This window comes from Streptomyces sp. 13-12-16 (assembly GCF_002114215.1).
Classification (GTDB): Bacteria; Actinomycetota; Actinomycetes; order Streptomycetales; family Streptomycetaceae; genus Streptomyces.
Genome location: NZ_NCTE01000078.1, coordinates 19956 through 36990 on the forward strand (window position 1 = coordinate 19956; position 17035 = coordinate 36990).

Genomic DNA, 17035 nt, shown 5'->3' on the forward strand with positions numbered 1-17035 from the left:
ATGTCGGGGCGGCGGTGACGAGGGGTGACGTGGTGGTGCCGGCCGCGCCGCGTGCGGTCCTCGAGGTGATCCAGTCCGGGGCCATGCCTGAGCTCGCGGTAATCGTGCTCGATCCGCCGGCGCGTCGGGCCGGCGGCCGGTGTGATGGCCCGATGCGGTGGCGGCTGACGCGGCGAGCAGTTGCGGTAGCTCTGTCAGGAGGTCGTGGGAGCGCGGTCGTCAGAGGAGCCCTCGATGGCCTCGAAGATGTCGGCGTCGGTCTCCTTCTGCCAGTCGGGCAGGCCGGGCCAGTCGGCGACGTATCCGGGCTTCGGGTTCTCGAAGTGCTTGTACATCTGGGCGGTCCAGCAGGTGGCGACGAAGCGGCTCTTCTGCTCGCGGGAGAGGCGGGAGGCGTGGCGGTCGCTGAGGTCGAGGAACTGGCGCACCTGGTCGTGGACGGCGCCGGCGGCCCGGCGCTCCCACTCGGGGGTCTCTTCCCAGGGGGTGACGTAGCCGGGCTTGGGCTCGCCGGGGAAGTGCTTGCGCACTCCGGTGATCCAAGCCTCGCGGAACAGTCGGGCGCCCTCGGACTACGACATGCCTTCCCCTCTCGTCACGTCGTGCACAGTGCGTCGATCTCGGCGCCCAGCTCCGCCACACGGGCGTCGCGGGTGAGCGGGCCGAGGTCGGTTCGTAGCCCCTGAAGTTTATGGGCGACGTAACCGGAGGAGGTCGTGCGGGCGAGCCGCAGCGCCTCCCCGCCGTAGGCGAGTACCTGGTCGGGGTCCTGGCGCCGGCCGCCGATGGCCGCGAGGTCGGTCAGGACCGCACCGCGTCGCCGGAAGGACTGGCCGGAAGCGAGGACGTCCTGGCTGAGTGCGGTACTGAGAGGATGTTCCGCGACCGGCTTCGGCGGGCGGGTCTGCCCGAGTTCGTCGCGGCTCCGACCGAGCCGGAGAACTTCCTCGCGGTCATGGAGTCGGGTCTGCGCACCTACGGGCTCCCTCTCCTGGACGAGATGCTGACCGACTCCCTGTTGGTCGATCTCGGCTACGTTGATGCCGACGCCCTCAGCCGGGCCCGCGACCACGCCGAGCGGACTCCCGCGGTGCCCGACCTGCTGTGCGACACACTCGCCCTGGAAGTCGGACTGCGGAGTCTCGCATGAGCGGCCTGGACATTGCCGAACCCGGACACCTGGCAGCCTCCAACCTCTTCTACCGAGACCCAGCCCTGTACGACAGAGTGCAGTCCGACAACACCAGCGCGAGCACCTGTCGGGCGCTCGTCGACCGGCACCGCCCGGACGCCCGCAATCTGCTGGACCTGGGTTGTGGAACCGGGAGGGACCTGGAGCTGCTGGCCCGCTACTTCGACTGCATCGGCGTCGAGCTCCAGCCCGGCCTGGTCGACTACGCCCTCCGTACGCGGCCCGGCCTCGACATCCGCCTCGGCGACATGCGCACCATCCGACTCGATCACACCGCAGACGTCCTGACCTGCCTGGGAAACTCCCTCGCGTACGTGCACGACAACCAGGACATCCAGGCGGTCTTTCGAACCTTCGCAGCGCACGCCCATCCTGGGACACTCCTCGTACTCTGCTGTCCCGTAGCCCCGATCGAGCGTGATGAGCCGCAGGAAGCAGAGGTCGAGACCGGATCGGGCACGGCCTATGTGACCATCAGCTACGAGTGGGACCTGCGGGCCCAGATGAACACCATGCGGCGGCACTGGGCGTTCGGCTCAGGTGAGGAAACACGGGACGTGATCCGTCGGCGTGTTCTCGGGCCGCGTGAGCTGGAGCTGTACGCGACCCTCGCCGGCTTCGACGTCATCCAGATCACGGACGGGATCGGAGCAGGCACCTTGAACGGGCCTACCGCGTACACCGTGGCCCGGTACAGGTGATCAGGACGCGGTCGTCAGCGCCGATGGCGGGGGTCGTTCCCTGTCGGGCCGGGGGCCGACTGCGTGGTGGGCGCCGGGTGCGGGGTATGCCGGTTGGCTCGGAGGACCGTGGTGTTGCGGTCGTCGGGTAGTGAGGGCAGGTGAGCGCTGCGGCGCAGGCGCCAGACGAGGACGTCGCTCATGGATCCGGCGGAGCGTAGTTCGCGCCGTGTCGTGGCTTCGGTCAGCAGGGTGGCCGGGTCATGGCCGGCCCTCCGGGCGTCGTCGAGTGTGACGGCCAGGGCGGGCCAGCCGGACTCGGCTTGGATCTGGTCGGCCAGCTCCGGCAGCACTTGGTGGAGAAGGTTCGCCTGCTGTTGCCGGACACGTGGAGCCAGTCGCCGGCCTCGCTGGCTCAATGCTGTCATGGGCTGGACTGCGGCGGCCCGATAGGCGGCGCGGAGGTGCTCGGCGGCTTGCCGGGCTGCGGCGGCCTGCTGGCTGTGATGCTTCCTGGCGTGCCACTTCGCCGCGGCGGTCACGACGAAGAAGGCCATGTCGATGAGCATGGCCGTGGAGGCGCCGTCTTCGCCCCGGCCCAGGACCGGCCCGCTGTGGACGAGGTCACGGGCGGCTTGTCGCAGGGCCCGGTCGTGCCCGCGTACTGCCTTCACGTGGGAGCGGCTCGCGCGCTCGAACGCGGTGGCCGCATCGCGCAGTTCAGCCCGGGTGTGGGCGGCGGAGGTCTTGGCCAGCGCGTCAAGGACCTCTCCGGTCGCGGCGATCTGGGCCGCTGCAGTGCCGTCGTCGCCGTGGTCGATCACCAGCAGGGCCTGCCACGTGGCAGCCGCGGCCCGCCGCCGCGCGAACGCGGGGCCAGTCACGGGCGGCGGTGCAGGCTGATCCGGCCATGAACTGTCGATGGTGGTGGGCGTCTCCGGGGGCCGGCTCCAGCGTTCGCGGACACGGGGCAGGGACAGGTCGGGCGCCAGCTTGGAGCCTGAGTAGAAGACCGGCTCGCCGTCCTTGTTCCGGTCATCGGGGAGGGCGACCTTGTACCCGAGGAGATCGCCGGAGGGCGCGAGACGTTTGCGGACCAGCAGACCGGCGGCGGCCAGGCGGTCGAAGAACTCGTCCGTCGAGGCAGCGCCGGCCACTGCCCGGCGCACGGACTCACGAAGTTCATCCCGCGCGGTGCGCTCCCGGCCTTCCCGCCGGGCCTTGTGCCGTTCGGCGCTGGTCGGACGACGGGCCGCGGTGCCATCGCCGGTGGCGAGGCGGCGCAACCCGTAGTCGATCTCGATCACGCGGGCTTCGGCTTGGGAACGCTTGCCGTCCTGGCGGATACGGGCTTGGCGGCCGTCCTCTCGTACGACGGTGGCGATGACGTGAATGTGGTCGTCGGCGTGCCGAATCGCTGCCCAGCGGCAGGCGGCGTCGTCACCGTCGGGAGCGATGCCGGTGGCTGCGACCATTCGGCGCGCGATCTCGCCCCACTGCTCGTCCGACAGGACCGGGTCCTCAGGAGCGGCGCGTACCGACAGATGCCACACGTGCTCGGCGGGCCGTCGGTTCTTCGGCAGGGCGTTGACCGGCTGGTCGAGCAGCCGCTGGAGATCGCCGTACGTGGCGTCGGGGTCGCGCCCGGGATCAGGGGCGAGGCTGTCCCAGGCGGCCACCAGGTGCGGGTCCGTGTGTTCTTCGTGCGTGCCGGGCCCGTACAGGTAGTGGAGCAGGCCGATGGTGCGCGTGCCTCTTGCGTGGACGCGGGGGATCACCCGGCCGTCCTGTTGTCCAAGTGGTGCTGGGTGAAGGCGTCGACGCGCTTGGCGGCGCGCTGGACGGCGGCGAGGACCGCCTCTGCCTGCGGTGCGTCGGCGCCGGAGTTCAGCGCCTTGGCGACCTGGTTGAGGTTGTTGCCGAGTTGCCCGAGGTGGCGCCGCAGCGCGAACAGCTCGTGCAGCATCTCTCGCTCGCCCGCGATGTCCGCGGCGGTACGGCCGAGGTCGTGGGCGGCGTTGAGAGCGGCGCGGGCGAGGAAGCCGGCGACGCTCATGTGGCAGGTGGCGGCTGCTCGGGCGAGCAGTTGGTACTCGGCATCATTCATGCGGCAGCTGGGCTGGTGCAGGCGCTTGTTCTCGTCGCGCAGACGTTCGCGCTGCTGTATGCGGGGCTGCAAGGGCGAGGTGTGCGCGCAGTCGACGTTGTGGCTCGCGTGTGGCTCTTCCCCGCCGGCATGCGATCCGTCCTCGGTCGCATCCGGATGGATCGGCGCATCCGGGAGCCGATCCGGTCCCACCGCTCTCAGGGCGGGAGACGCAAGAGCATTGCTCCCATCGGGAGCAATGCTCTTGCACCAACTTGCTCCGCCGGAGGCCGAGATGGTGGCCTCCTGACGTGGGTCGTCGGGAGTGTGCTGATGTGGTTGGTGCATGGGTCGCTTTCAGGATGGGTGTTCTACGGCGAGAACCCGCAGTGGCGGCCGTACGCGGCTGGCACCGGGCGGGCTCGTTACGGGACCGTGTGGGGCGGACTCCAAGTTGGAGCGGTCCGCGGGGACCGGTCCTCTCTCCCTCTGCGCATCACGCTCGGGGACCGCGTGCCGCGTTCTGAGGGTCTTCGGTCCTCGGCAGGACAGGGACCCGGCGGGGCTCGGTCCTCCCCTCACGATTGACTTTCATCCGCGGTGCAGGACCGTTGTTTCCGCCCACCTGGGGGCTTTGACCTGCTGCTTTGCCAGGGGGCCGTTCCTGTATCCGGCGGGACCGTCGGGGACCGGTCCCCGCGACGTACGGGACCGGTCCCCGATGTCTGGTGAGGACCGGTCCCCACCTCGGGCGGCCACGGTCCCCGAATCGGGACGCTCGGTCCCCGCATGTGCCTGCTGTCCGGTCCCCGGCCACTGGGGACCGGTCCCCGACACCCTCGCTCGGTCCTCGACGGGGCACGAGGCCGGTCCTCGTGGCGAAAGTCTGCGCGCTCGGAGGCTGCCCTTGCGGTGTCCGGTCCTCATCGATCGTCAGGAGGAGCGGTGACGTCGTCTGTCGGGGCCCTTGAGGATGACGCGGTCGGTCATCTCCGCGAGGCGGGAGGCGACGCGGTCGCCGAGGGTGGTGCGCAGCTCGGCGGTGGGGAGGTTGGTGGTGATGAGGGTGGGGAGCAGGTGCTCGTACCGGTGGTTGATGAGCCGGTAGGTCAGCTCCTCGGTCCACTCGCTGGTCTTGGCCGCACCGAGGTCGTCCAGAAGCAACAGCGGGCTGCGGGCCAAGGTCTGCAGGTCGCGTTCGGCGTCGTGGCCGGCACGGGGACGCAGGCGGGCATACAGGTCGGCGGTGGTGACGGCTTCCCAGCGCAGGCGGACCCCGCGGGTGAGGAGGGCCCGGACGGCGCCGTACGCCTGATGCGTCTTGCCCGTGCCGGTGGGGCCGGCGATCAACAGGGAGGGACCCTCGGCGATGCCGGGCCCGCTGGGGCCGGGGCGTCCGGCATGGGCGATGTGGTCGGCCCAGGCCGTGATCTGAGGGTGGTCGGCGAGGGCGCGGCGGTAGCGGGCCGGGATGCGGGCGTCGGCCAGCTCCAGGGCGGTGACGGGTTCGGCGGGCGGCTCCGCGGCTACGGCGCCGGAGTCGATGCCGCGGCCCGCCAGGATGCCGTTCAGACGGTCGGCGAGGGGGCCGACGTGCTGGGGTTCGCGGATGAGAGTGGAGGTCAGAGCTGTTCTCCGTAGGCGGCTTCGACATCGGCGGGGTTTGTCCACGTCCTGTGGACGACGGACTGGGCGAGGGTGGCGTTCATGGCCTCGTGCACCAGGCTCGGCAGGATGCTGGGGTGCCTGCCCTTGGTCCTGTGGAGGACGAGCCCTGCCCTGATGTGGTCGGGAGCGATGCCTTCGGCGAGCAGCTTGCGCACCTCTCGGCCGAGATGCCCCAGGACGTCCTGGGGCGGGCGGTGGGCGCATGCCGCGCTGTATTCGGCGATGAGCTGCTTGGCCGAGACGGTGTTGGCCGCAGGGGCGCTTGCGCCCCCCGAAGGGGTAGATCCTAGATCCATGATCCTAGGTCCTAGATCCGGACCGTGAGGTGTCACCGCGGCCTCAAGCACGCGTCCCTGAGGTTCACGTGAGGGCTCACTGAATCTCGCCTGACCTGCGGTTTTGCTGGTGGTGTCCAGTTGGGCCGAGGGGCCATGCGGGTTCCGTGCCCCTTCACTGCCACCTCCCTGAGGGTTCGGCGCATGGTCCGCGACGGCTCCGTGCGTTACGGACGGCACGGGTGCCACGGCCTCGATCGCCTCGGTGCCGACCGGGGCACCCTCCGGAGCGTTGTGGCGAGGGCAGGCCGGGATGCGGCTCTTGCTGGCCCGGTTGATTTTCTGGTGCTCGTGCCACTTGACGATGTGCAGGTAGCGCTTGTCGTCCGGGCCCTTGTACCGGCAGACCAGGCCGGCGTCGGCGAGCTGGGCGAGATCCTTCTCGACCTCGGCGGGAGTGTGCTCCGGCCGCAGAACCCACAGCTGACCGGCGATGATCGCCGCGTGGTCGCGGTAGCGGCCCTGGTCGTCGACCTGGGTGAGCAGACCGAAGAAGGTGCGCTCGGCGGTCAGGGTGACGACGGCGAGGGATTCGGAGACGAAGGCTTCGGGCTTGATGGTGCGGATCCGTGCCAAGAGCGGAGTGTTCCTCACTCGGTGGCCGATGGGCGGGCACCCATGGCTCACCGTCGGTCGTGACGGTAGAGGCGGGCGAGTTGGTCGGCCGTTGACGCGAGGCTGGCTGAGAGCCGGTCGCGCTTTTCCGGGGGTGTCGTCAACATAGCCACACCCGGGCGGCACAAGTCCAGCCCTGACCTGTCGAATCTCTGTCGGCAGAAAGGCCGTCGGGAATCGAGGCGGCGAGGGCGGTGTGAAAACGGTAGGTCACGATCGGCGGTTGACCAAATAGTTGTTCTGGGCGTCAAGCCAGAAGGATCACACCGGCAAGGCGTTGACGTCCGGTGAGTGGCGAAGCTACAACACAACACCCCACGTCAGAGATGCTTTCGAGCACTGCTCGGGCCGCCGTCACGGGGAACCCATCGACGAAATGGCCACCCGCCTGCCAAACGCACGGCGGCGCAACATAGCCGACGATCGCCGGTTAACCAAACCGGCGAACACAGCCGAGAATTGGAGTCATGGCAGCACGTTCACTGGAAATCGGCGCAGCCGGGATAAGGGCCGCCCGCACGATCGAAATTCTCCGCACCGAGCGCGGCCTCTCCCAGCGAGAGCTGGCCGCTCGCGTCACCGCCCTTGGCCGGCCAATGTCCAACACGATGCTGTCCCGCATCGAACGCGCTCAGCGCCGCTGCGACGTCGACGACCTGCTCACCCTCGCGCAGGCACTTCGCGTCCCGGCCCGCGCCCTGCTCCAGGACTCCGCGATCTGTTGAAGCCACCTTCGGTCCGCCGTGCCCGCTCCAGTTCCCGACCTCGGTAAGGAAGCCTCACCGTTGCACCGACTCGCAATAGCCCCGGCCCGTTGCCCTCAGCAGCACAGCCGAAAGGGGGCGGTCGCCCATGACTGACCGCCTTCTGACGGTGGCCGAAGCCGCCGAACTGCTCGGTACCGGCGAACGGTTCATCCGCCGCCTGATCGCCGAGCGTCGCATTCGCTACGTCAAGCTCGGCCGTCCCGTGCGCGTCCCCGAACGTGCCGTCACCGAGTACATCGAGGCGCGCACGGTCGAGCCGACCCGGCGCACCCGCACTCGGTACGGGAGGGCCGCCTGATGCCGACACGCAAGCCCCCGCGTCGTCGGGAGTTCGGCACCGTACGCAAGCTCCCGTCCGGTCGATGGCAGGCCCGCTACCTGGGCCCGGACGGGCAGCGCCACAAGGCCCCCGAGACCTTCGACACGAAGACCGACGCGCAGGACTGGCTGAACCTGGTCCGCGCCGACATCGAGCGTGACCACTGGCGTGACCCGGACGCCGGCGCGATCAACTTCGAGAAGTACGCCCTCCGCTGGGTGGAGGAGCGCGGTCTGGCCCCGACCACGGTCGACCGCTACGACGGCCTGCTACGCCTGCACCTCCTGCCGGCCTTCGGCAGCAAGGACCTGGACGAAATCACACCGCCTTCCGTCCGCACCTGGCGAGCCGAGCGGCTCAAGGCAACGGGTGCCACGACGGTCGCCAAGTCGTACCGGCTGCTGAAGGCCATCCTGCAGACCGCGGTCGATGACGACCTCCTGCGGACCAACCCGTGCCGGATCAAGGGCGCCGGTCGGGAGGAAGCCGACGAGCGGCCGACCGCCACCGTGGAGCAGGTCTTCGACCTCGCCGACGCCATGGGTCCGCGCTGGCGCCTGATGGTCCTGCTCGGCGCTTTCGCCTCGCTCCGCCCCGAGGAACTGGCCGAGCTGCGCCGCCGCAGTGTCGATCTCGACGAATGCTCCCTGCGGATCACGCATGCGTCACCGGAGCTGACGAACGGCAGGAGGGTCACCGGCGATCCCAAGTCACGAGCGGGCAAGCGCACCGTGTACCTGCCCGACTTCCTCCTGCCCGAGCTTCGTCGCCACGTGCAGTGGTTCGCCGAGAAGGAGCCGGACGGGCTCCTCTTCGTCGGGGAGAAGGGCGCCCCGTTCCGTCGCTCGACCTTCGGACGGAAGTGGCGCAAGGCCAGGGCGAAGGTGGGGCTGCCCGACAACTTCCGCTTCTACGACCTCCGGCACACCGGGAACACCCTTGCCGCCGACACCGGCGCCAAGCTGAAGGACCTCATGGTGCGCGCCGGCCAGTCCTCGGAGCGGGCCCAGCTCATCTACCAGCACTCGACGGCCAAGCATCAGCGGAGGCTGGCCCGGGGGATCGATGCCGAGGTGCGGGCAAGGCTCAGCGAAACACCACCAGGAGCGCGGGGAGGTGCTCGCGAGGCGTAAATATCGCCTGCCCTCGTTCCGGGTACCGGCTTTCAGCTGGTACCTCGTGTGGGAGGGCAGGCGAAATCCGCCCTTCGCCCCTGCCTCTCCGTACTTCCTGTAGCGTCCTGAGGTGCGCAGCTGGGATGCTGGGAGCTGAAGATCTCGCGAGGGCTGGAGGGAGTGGACCATGGCGTACTCGACTCGCATGGCTGCGGCTCTCTCCGGAGCCACCACTGGGCAACTGCGCTCATGGCGGCAGGACCGAGGCAATGGACCGATCCTCTGCCCTGAGCTTGCGGCCAAGCCCGCTCTGTACTCCTTCCGGGATGTCCTGGCGCTACGGGCGTTCGCGATCCTCCGACAAGACGTATCGCTGCAGAAGATCCGCAAGGCTCTGGTCACGCTCAAGCGATTCGGCGAGTTCGAGCACCTGTCCAGCTACTCCCTGGTCGCCGAGGACGACTCCATCGTCCTTGTGGGCGACAACAATGACGATCACGCAACTGACCTCGTCAAGCATCCCGGACAGCGGGTCATCGCGACCATGGACGACATCCTCCAGGAGTTCGCGCCCCGCGCCGGCGTCGTGGTCCCACACCTTCTGCGGCCCAAGCAATACGTCAGTGTGGACCCGGAGACGCAAGGAGGGCAGCCGGTCATCACCGGCACTCGCGTCCCGTTCGACGCCGTCGCCGAGCTGGTGGAGGATGGCGTCCCCCCTGAGGACATCGCCCACTACTATCCCGGCGTGACTGCGGAGGCGGCCCGCGATGCGGTGTCCTTCGCGCTGTATGTGGACAGCTACAGCCCGGGACCGCGCGCTGCCTGATGCGAATCCTCATCGACGAGAACGTCCCGGTACAGATGCTGGAGATGCTCAGGCGGCTGCTGCCCGGGCACGACGTGCGCCATGTCAGCGAGATCAAGTGGACGGGGAAAAAGGATCTGGCCCTCCTCCCTGACGCCGCGAAGAGAGGCTTCGAAGCCTTCCTCACCAAGGATGGGCGTCAGCTGGAGGACCCGTCGGAGACGACCGCCATCAAGAAGTCCGGCATGCACCACATCCGGTTCAGTCACGGTCACAAGGGCATGGCCGGCCTGGGTCTGGCCATGGGCGCTGTGATCGCCGCCATGCCTTTGATCGTCCGTGAACTTGATACGGCGGAAGGCCAGCAGCTCATCCACATCAAAGGTCTGAACCCGGGCAGTAAGCAGCGGTTCGATCTGGTCGATCCTGCCAAGGAACCGCCTCGCTACTGGCCGCGATAATCCCGTCCGCCGACCCTGCCTGCACGCTCTTGGCCGCCTGGCGCAGCCCTGGGGAGTCTGGCTACGTCGAGGAAGACAACCGGGAGTTTCGGGTAACGAAGCTAAACGGATCCTACTCGCCGCCCATTGGGCATGGCTCGTGCGAACTCTCCTTTTGCTGGAGCAACTTCACCCATACCGCATCGCCAGGTGGCGCAGGTCACATTAACAGTGTCTCGCCATTCGAGATGTTTCGATGCTGCTGTCGATAGGGCGGCGCTTTAGGGCCCCTGGGTGGTCCTTGAAAAGGGATTTAGGGCACGCGGAGGGCACAAGACCATCAAATTGGTCTAGACAATAAGCAAGGCCCAGGTTGATGACCTGGGCCTTCTTCATGGAGCGGGTGACGAGAATCGAACTCGCGCTCTCAGCTTGGGAAGCTGATGTTCTACCATTAAACTACACCCGCGTAAGATCCCGACCCCGTCGAATCCACGGTGTCCGGACGCTCGCTCACTCTACCCCATGTCAGGCCCCCGGTGCTCAGGACCCGGGGGCCTGACTCCGTTTCAGGGCGTGGATGCGGCTGCGGGGGGCAGGTGTTGGGGCGTACCGTGAAGCCGTGGCGCGCGTGCGGGGTGCCGCCTGGAGAGCCGTTCCTTTGATCCCGTAATGTGGCTTTTGGCGTCAGGGCAGTTGGCCGGACGCGGCCTCTTGGGGAAGGGACTCTTGGACTTGATGGAGCGCACCGTCGTCCGCTGTGCCGATGGGCACGTGTTCACCGCCGCCTCGTTTCCGATGCAGCAGGCCGAGCGACTCGGCCCCGGTCGGCTCCTGCGGTGTCCGCGCTGTGCGCGGCTCCGCAGTGTCGTGCCGGTGAGTCTTCAGAAGCGGTAGCGGCGGGGTAACAGCGGGGGCGCGTGGGGCGGCCGATTGTGGCCGGTCCGCGCGCCTTGCGTATTCTCGGGGCGTGCTTCTCTCTGACAAGGACATCCGGGCCGAGATCGACGCCGGACGGGTGCGTATCGATCCCTACGACGACGCCATGGTGCAGCCGTCCAGCATCGACGTACGCCTCGACCGCTACTTCCGGGTGTTCGAGAACCACCGGTACCCCCACATCGACCCCTCCGTCGAGCAGGCGGACCTGACCCGGCTCGTGGAGCCGGAGGGGGACGAACCGTTCATCCTGCATCCCGGTGAGTTCGTGCTGGCCAGCACGTACGAGGTCATCACGCTCCCCGACGACCTCGCCTCGCGGCTGGAGGGGAAGAGCTCGCTGGGGCGGCTCGGGCTGGTGACGCACTCCACCGCCGGGTTCATCGACCCCGGGTTCTCCGGGCACGTGACCCTCGAGCTCAGCAACCTCGCGACGCTCCCGATCAAGCTGTGGCCCGGCATGAAGATCGGGCAGCTGTGCATGTTCCGGCTCAGCTCGCCGGCCGAGCACCCGTACGGCAGCGAGCGGTACGGGTCGCGGTACCAGGGGCAGCGGGGGCCGACGGCCTCGCGGTCCTACCTCAACTTCCACCGGACGCAGGTGTGAGCGGCGTGCGCGAGAACCTCAGTTACGAGCAGTTCGGCGTCGCCGTCCGCGAACTCGCCCAGACGATCGCCGACGACGGGTACGAGCCCGATGTGGTGCTGAGCATCGCGCGCGGCGGTGTCTTCGTGGCCGGCGGGCTCGCCTACGCGCTCGACTGCAAGAACATCCACCTGGTCAACGTGGAGTTCTACACCGGGGTGGGGACGACCCTCGAGATGCCCGTCATGCTCGCGCCCGTGCCCAACGCCATCGACTTCACCGACAAGAAGGTGCTGATCGCGGACGACGTCGCCGACACCGGCAAGACGCTCAAGCTCGTGCGCGACTTCTGCCTCGACGCCGTCGCCGAGGTGCGCAGCGCCGTGATCTACGAGAAGACGCAGTCGCTGGTGAAGTGCGAGTACGTCTGGAAGCGCACCGACGAGTGGATCAACTTCCCGTGGAGTGTCTTGCCTCCAGTACGTAAGTCGGGCGAGGCGCCAAAGGAAAACAAGGAAGCGCTCTGACCTCCGGGGTTCCGTCGCCGAAACCAGAGCCCATCTGGACCGAAAGTGACGGGTTGCGTACTCTCCGGGCATGGAGTGGGGGACTCTGGCGGTTGTCGGACTTGGGGCGGTCCTCGGTGTTGGTGCCACCTTGGTCACCGATGGACTTCGTTCCAGGCGGGAGCAGGAACAGCAGTGGGTGGAGGCGAAGCGGGCCGTTTATGTGCGTTTCCTGGCTGCTCTGGCGCAGGCGCACAGTCGTATGACAGTGGCTGCATGGCGTGAGCAACCCGGGCTCGGTCGACAGCAAGCGGTCCACGACGCTTTCTTAAGTGATCCGCAACATAGTGACGCCAAGTCGGTTCTCCGTGAGCTGGCGATAGCTGCACCTGACCGCGTCTACCGGGCGGCCACGTCAACATATGAGCAGCTGCGGGCGGCCCGCGATGTGCTGGCTGTGCATCCAGCTGGAACCGAATCGAGCGAGTATCAGCAACTGATAAGACCGTTCTTCGCTGCCTTGGAGGACCTGCAACGACTGATGCGGGACGATCTGCGGTCACCAGCGTCTCGTCGGTCCTGACCTGTTGGGCTGGAGCCCACTGGCTCAGATCCTTCTGGAGCGTCCAGCCGCCGGTCGTCAAGCGGTCCGGTCAGGTGCTCGACGCCTGAGGGCGGTGAGAAGGAAAAGGAAGAGGGGCTCCCGGCACCGGGAGCCCCTCTTCACTTCGTGCGCGTTCGCGTCAGAACGTGCCCAGCTTCACGATCGACAGCAGGGCGACCAGCTGGATCGCCGAGGCGCCCAGGGCCTTCGGCCAGGGGAGGTCGTGGGAGCGGCTGACCATGATCGTGAGGAGGGCGCCGGCCGCCACCCAGGTGGCCCAGCCGAGGATCTGGACGAAGGAGGCGTCGCCGCCGGCGAACATGGCGAAGACCAGGCGGGGCGCGTCCGTGATGGACATGATCAGCATGGAGAGGCCGACGGTGGGCTGCCAGGCGCCGTTGCCGCCGAGCTGGCGGGCCAGGGTGTGGGTGACCACGCCGAGGATGAAGGCGCTGAGCACCATCGCGACGGCCGTCGTCAGGACGATCGGGATCGCGTTCGACAGCGTGGCGTTGATCGCGTCCTCGCGCGCGGTGTCGAAGCCGAAGACGGCGAGCAGGCCGTAGAGGAAGCTGACGACGAGGGCGGGGCCCCACATCGAGTAGTCGCGCATCTGGTGGAACGTCTGGGCGGGGGCCAGGACGATGCCCTTGAGCAGGTCCTTCCAGCGCAGGCGGGGGCCGGCCGGCCCGGGGTCCGGGGCCGCGCCTGCGTGGTAGGCGTCGCCCTGGTGGTAGGGGTCCTCGTTGATCGAGAAGGCCTGGGTGTGCCCCGGGTTGTTGGCCGCGTACGGGTCGTGCGGGGCGCCCTGGGCGCCGTGCGGGTACGCGCCGTCGCCGAAGTACTCCGGCTCGCCGTGACCGCCGGGCCCGCCCGGGCCGCCGTTCGTCTGCGGCCAGCCGCCGCCACCGCCACCGCCGTGGCCGTACGACGGCTGCTGCGGGTACGGCTGCGGCGCCTGCGGGTAGCCGTACGACGGCCCCTGCGGCGTCTGCTGCCCGTGCGGGGGGTGTTGCGGTCGCGCGTGAGGAGCGCCGTTGTTGTTCCGGCCGCGTCCGATCCTGAATCCAGCCACGTCCTCGAACGTACCTGGTCCCGGGCGGTCGTGTGCCGGGCCCCGGCTTCAGGGCCCGGCTTTGCTGCCGAGCTGTGACATCCCCTAAGGGTCGGTCAGCCGCCGAGGACCGAGCCGAGGTGGGGGGTGCCGGTGGCGGAGACGCCCGTCGTGCCCGTGCCGAAGCTGAGGGAGCCCGTGGTCGTCAGGCCGTTCGCCGAGCCGCGCAGGGACCAGACCGAGCCGTCCCCGGAGTTCTCGCCCGGCGCGGACAGGGACAGGTCGGCGCGGCCGTCGCCGGTGTGGTCGGTGAGGACGACGCGGGCGCCGAAGAGGTCGCCGTCCTCGGAGGCGCCGGGGACGCCCGCGGTGTTCTGGGTGTAGTACTGGTTGCCCTCGGTGGTGAGGCCCGAGGCGGAGCCGTACAGGACGGTGACGGCGCCGGCCCCGTCGTTCTCGCCCGCGGCGCCGACGGCGAGGTCGGCGTAGCCGTCGCCGTCGATGTCGCCGACGCCGACGCCGCTGCCGAAGCGGTCGCCGGTCTCGGAGGCCCCGGGGACGCCGGCGGTGTCCTGGGTGAGGACGAGCGGGGCGCGATCGGCGTCCAGGCCCTCCGGGCCGCCGTAGACCACCGTGACCTTGCCGCCCTTTGCGCCCCCGGCGTCGGCGGAGGTCTCCCGGTCGTTGCCGACGGCGAAGTCCGGGTGGCCGTCGCCGTCGATGTCGCCGGCCGCGGAGACGTACCCGGCCGGCATCCGCTGGAGCCAGTCCGTGTAGTTGCCGATCCGCAGGTCGGCCAGGGAGGTGGCCGCGTCGCCGGTCTGCTCGGCGAGGCTGTGCAGGGCCACCGGGCCGCGGCCGTCGCCGGGGACGTCCGCGGAGGTGAGGTGGGTGACTCCGGGCGAGGAGAGCCCGTACCGCGAGCCGGAACCGCCGTTGTGCGCCCCGGTCCTGGTGATCGGCCCGTTCACGACGGACAGGGTGATCGGGCCGGTGGAGCCGACGACGACGTCGGGGTCGCCGTCGTCGTCGAAGTCGCCCGTGGCGAAGGCCTGGCCGTAGTGGTCGTAGTCCGTGTCGAAGAAGCTGAAGAGGGAACGGGCGCCGGACAGGCCGGACTTGGAGCCCCAGACGACGACGGCCGTGCCGCTGCCCGCGTCGCCGGTGACGTCCTCGCCGGGGACGCCGACCAGGAGGTCGGCGTAGCCGTCGGTGTTCAGGTCGGCGGAGGCCACGGCGGCACCGAAGGCGTCGCCGGCCTCGGCGGCGCCGGGGACCCCGGTGGTGTTCTGGGTGATCAGGGTGCGGGCCGAGGTGTTCGGGCCGCCGGCGCCGCCGTACACGACGGAGACGGCGCCCGCCTTCGCGTGGCCGTCGACGGTGGCGTCCGGGGCGCCGATCGCGAGGTCGGTGCGGCCGTCGCCGTTGAAGTCGTACGGGACGGCGGCCGTGGCGGCGTGCGCGGCGGGGGCCGTGAGGGCGAGCGGGGTCAGGGTGGCCGCGGCGAGGGCGATCGCGGCGGTGCGCAGGCGCATGGGGGACCTCGGTGCGGTGTGCGGGAGCGGGCGGGGGGTCACTGGGCGATCGTCCAGCCGAAGTCGGCGCCGCCCTGGAGGGAGACGCCGCGGGCGGAGAGGAACAGGGCGTTGGAGGTGGTGAGTCCGGAGGCGGTGCCGCGCATGACGGTGACGGCGCCGTAGCCGTTCTCGTAGCCGGCGCCGGCGACGAGGTCGGCCTTGCCGTTCTTGTCGAGGTCGACCAGGCGCACGGAGATGCCGAAGGCGTCGTTGGTCTCGTTCGCGCCGGGGACGCCCGCGGTGTCCTGGGAGTACTGCTTGGCGCCCTTGCCGGTCAGGCCGGAGGCCGAGCCGTACAGGATGGTCACCGTGCCGGTGTCGGGCGTGGTGCCCAGGTCCTCGCCCTGGGCGCCGACCGCGATGTCGGCGTAGCCGTCGCCGTTGACGTCGCCCGCGCTCAGCGCGGCGCCGAAGAGGTCGCCGTACTCGCCGCCGCCGGGCACGCCCTCCGTGTCCTGGTGGATCACGGTCGGCTTCTGGTCGGGGTCGGGGCCGTCCGGGCCGCCGTACCAGACGGTGATCTGGCCGCCCTTGTGGCCGTTGACCGAGTTGCCGTCGCTCGGGTCGCCGTAGTCGCCGAGGACGAGGTCGCCGTAGCCGTCCTTGTCGACGTCGGCGATCACGCCGTTCGAACCGTCGGCGTGCGGGAGCTCGACCCGGGCGTAGTCGGACTCGGGGTGGGCGTCCCAGTTGCCGGGGTCGTGGCGGAAGTAGCTGATGTCGCCGGCCGGGTCGCCGTCGACGCCGAACGGGTAGACGCGCTCGGCCTTGCGGTCGCCGGTCATGTCGCCCGCGAACACCTCGTAGGTGGAGCCGAGTTCGTCGACGCCCTGGTGGCTCACGGGGGCGCCGGTGCGGGTGAAGGGGCCGTTGTGGAGGTGGGTGTGGCTCTGGCCGGTGACGGTCACGTCCGTGTCGCCGTCGCCGTCGAAGTCGCCGGTGGCGATGCCGGAGGAGTAGCCGCCCCACTCGGAGAGGCCGGACGGCTGGGGCAGTCCCGAGCCGCCGGACAGGCCGGACTTGCCGCCCCAGAGGACAGTGACCGAGCCGACGCCGTCGCGGTCGCCGATGGCCTCGTACTGGGAGCCGACGACGAGGTCGGAGTAGCCGTCGCGGTCCAGGTCGGCGGCGGCCATGCTCTGGCCGAAGCGGTCGCCGCTCTCGGCCGCGCCCGGGACGCCGGTGGAGTTCTGGGTGATCACGGTCTTCTTCGCGGCGGAGACGCCGGAGGACGAGCCGTAGAGCACGACGACGGCGCCGGCGCTCTGGACGGAGCCCACGTCGGCGCTGGCCGCGCCGATGGCGACGTCCCGGTACCCGTCGCCGTTGAAGTCGCCGGCCAGGCCGGAGGCGGCGGCGGCCGAAGGAACCGACAGGGCGAGCAGGCCGCCGGTCAGTGCGACGGCGGTGGCGGTGGCCAGGGCGAGACGCGCGGGGCGCTGGTGCATGCGGGGTTCTCCTGCGGGGGCCGGACGCGGGCGGCGTGCCGGAAGGACGAGAGGGACGTGCCGTGGTGGTGCGGAGGCGGCGTGCGCGCGCACGGCTCGTGATCGAGAACCGTAGAGGGCCGGTGCGCGCGGTGCGCGGGATTTTCGTGCGCCGCGGGCCGGCACCGACGGAGCGGGCCGGGACCGGTGTCGCGGGCCGGAATCAGCGCTGCGGGCCGGGACCGGCGTCGCAGGTCAGGACCGTTGCCGCGGGCGAGGGCCGTTGCCGCGGGCCGGGGCCGGCGGGGGGGGCCCGG

Annotated in this window: 18 protein-coding genes and 1 tRNA gene; 10 read left to right on the forward strand and 9 right to left on the reverse strand. The window is 69.8% G+C overall.

Features of this window, described 5'->3' with window-relative positions; all coding sequences use genetic code 11:
• Window positions 1–194: 194 nt before the first annotated feature.
• The gene (locus tag B7767_RS03680) at window positions 195–530 is read right to left on the reverse strand and encodes a hypothetical protein (protein WP_373408184.1); all 336 of its coding nucleotides are present in this window, start codon (window positions 528–530) and stop codon (window positions 195–197) included.
• Window positions 531–691: 161 nt separating this feature from the next.
• Here B7767_RS03680 and B7767_RS49075 point away from each other — a divergent pair, with 161 nt between their 5' ends.
• Window positions 692–1150: a hypothetical protein gene (locus B7767_RS49075; protein WP_306297934.1), complete on the forward strand. Its 459-nt coding sequence runs from the start codon at window positions 692–694 to the stop codon at window positions 1148–1150.
• The gene (locus B7767_RS03695; protein ID WP_085570841.1) at window positions 1147–1893 is read left to right on the forward strand and encodes a trans-aconitate 2-methyltransferase; all 747 of its coding nucleotides are present in this window, start codon (window positions 1147–1149) and stop codon (window positions 1891–1893) included. The genes B7767_RS49075 and B7767_RS03695 overlap by 4 nt, the downstream gene beginning before the upstream one ends.
• 14 nt (window positions 1894–1907) lie before the next feature.
• Here the strand turns inward: B7767_RS03695 and B7767_RS03700 are convergent, their stop codons facing one another.
• From B7767_RS03700 to B7767_RS03715, 4 genes are all read right to left on the reverse strand, one after another.
• Window positions 1908–3650, reverse strand: coding sequence for a relaxase/mobilization nuclease domain-containing protein (locus B7767_RS03700; RefSeq protein WP_085570842.1), 1743 nt, complete (start codon window positions 3648–3650; stop codon window positions 1908–1910).
• Entirely contained in the window at window positions 3647–4051 is a 405-nt protein-coding gene (gene mobC, locus B7767_RS03705) for a plasmid mobilization relaxosome protein MobC (protein ID WP_256923304.1), read from the reverse strand. The genes B7767_RS03700 and mobC overlap by 4 nt, the downstream gene beginning before the upstream one ends.
• An 840-nt stretch (window positions 4052–4891) precedes the next feature.
• Complete coding sequence (locus tag B7767_RS03710) at window positions 4892–5584, reverse strand: ATP-binding protein (RefSeq protein ID WP_085570856.1); 693 nt, start codon at window positions 5582–5584, stop codon at window positions 4892–4894.
• On the reverse strand, window positions 5581–6537 hold the full coding sequence (locus B7767_RS03715; protein WP_085570843.1) for a hypothetical protein: 957 nt from the start codon (window positions 6535–6537) through the stop codon (window positions 5581–5583). The genes B7767_RS03710 and B7767_RS03715 overlap by 4 nt, the downstream gene beginning before the upstream one ends.
• Window positions 6538–7043: 506 nt before the next feature.
• Between B7767_RS03715 and B7767_RS03720 the strand changes: the two genes are divergently transcribed.
• The 5 genes from B7767_RS03720 to B7767_RS03740 all read left to right on the forward strand — a co-directional run bounded on the left by B7767_RS03720 (window position 7044) and on the right by B7767_RS03740 (window position 10046).
• On the forward strand, window positions 7044–7301 hold the full coding sequence (locus B7767_RS03720; protein ID WP_085570844.1) for a helix-turn-helix domain-containing protein: 258 nt from the start codon (window positions 7044–7046) through the stop codon (window positions 7299–7301).
• 127 nt (window positions 7302–7428) lie between these two features.
• Window positions 7429–7641, forward strand: a complete 213-nt coding sequence (locus B7767_RS03725) for a helix-turn-helix domain-containing protein (protein ID WP_085570845.1) — start codon at window positions 7429–7431, stop codon at window positions 7639–7641.
• Window positions 7641–8795, forward strand: coding sequence for a site-specific integrase (locus B7767_RS03730; RefSeq protein ID WP_085570846.1), 1155 nt, complete (start codon window positions 7641–7643; stop codon window positions 8793–8795). The genes B7767_RS03725 and B7767_RS03730 overlap by 1 nt, the downstream gene beginning before the upstream one ends.
• Before the next feature lie 169 nt (window positions 8796–8964).
• A complete protein-coding gene (locus B7767_RS03735; RefSeq protein ID WP_236043828.1) occupies window positions 8965–9606 on the forward strand; it encodes a DUF433 domain-containing protein in 642 nt (213 codons plus the stop codon).
• Window positions 9606–10046 (forward strand): DUF5615 family PIN-like protein, encoded by a 441-nt coding sequence (locus B7767_RS03740; protein WP_085570847.1) that lies wholly within the window; start codon window positions 9606–9608, stop codon window positions 10044–10046. Before B7767_RS03735 ends, B7767_RS03740 begins: the two co-directional genes overlap by 1 nt.
• A gap of 374 nt (window positions 10047–10420) precedes the next feature.
• Here the strand turns inward: B7767_RS03740 and B7767_RS03745 are convergent.
• Window positions 10421–10494, reverse strand: a tRNA-Gly gene (locus B7767_RS03745).
• A gap of 501 nt (window positions 10495–10995) precedes the next feature.
• On the opposite strand from B7767_RS03745, the gene dcd reads away from it, so the two are divergent.
• From dcd to B7767_RS45685, 3 genes are all read left to right on the forward strand, one after another.
• Complete coding sequence (gene dcd, locus B7767_RS03755) at window positions 10996–11571, forward strand: dCTP deaminase (RefSeq protein WP_030827650.1); 576 nt, start codon at window positions 10996–10998, stop codon at window positions 11569–11571.
• Window positions 11568–12077, forward strand: a complete 510-nt coding sequence (locus tag B7767_RS03760) for a phosphoribosyltransferase (protein WP_085570848.1) — start codon at window positions 11568–11570, stop codon at window positions 12075–12077. Before dcd ends, B7767_RS03760 begins: the two co-directional genes overlap by 4 nt.
• 70 nt (window positions 12078–12147) lie before the next feature.
• On the forward strand, window positions 12148–12639 hold the full coding sequence (locus tag B7767_RS45685) for a hypothetical protein (protein WP_143652187.1): 492 nt from the start codon (window positions 12148–12150) through the stop codon (window positions 12637–12639).
• A gap of 160 nt (window positions 12640–12799) precedes the next feature.
• On the opposite strand, the gene B7767_RS03765 is transcribed toward B7767_RS45685, so the two are convergent.
• The 3 genes from B7767_RS03765 to B7767_RS03775 form a co-directional block, all read right to left on the reverse strand.
• On the reverse strand, window positions 12800–13735 hold the full coding sequence (locus B7767_RS03765; protein ID WP_085570849.1) for a Yip1 family protein: 936 nt from the start codon (window positions 13733–13735) through the stop codon (window positions 12800–12802).
• Window positions 13736–13830: 95 nt separating this feature from the next.
• Window positions 13831–15249: an FG-GAP repeat protein gene (locus tag B7767_RS03770; protein WP_085570850.1), complete on the reverse strand. Its 1419-nt coding sequence runs from the start codon at window positions 15247–15249 to the stop codon at window positions 13831–13833.
• 38 nt (window positions 15250–15287) lie between these two features.
• A complete protein-coding gene (locus B7767_RS03775; RefSeq protein WP_085570851.1) occupies window positions 15288–16739 on the reverse strand; it encodes an FG-GAP repeat protein in 1452 nt (483 codons plus the stop codon).
• Window positions 16740–17035: the final 296 nt, after the last annotated feature.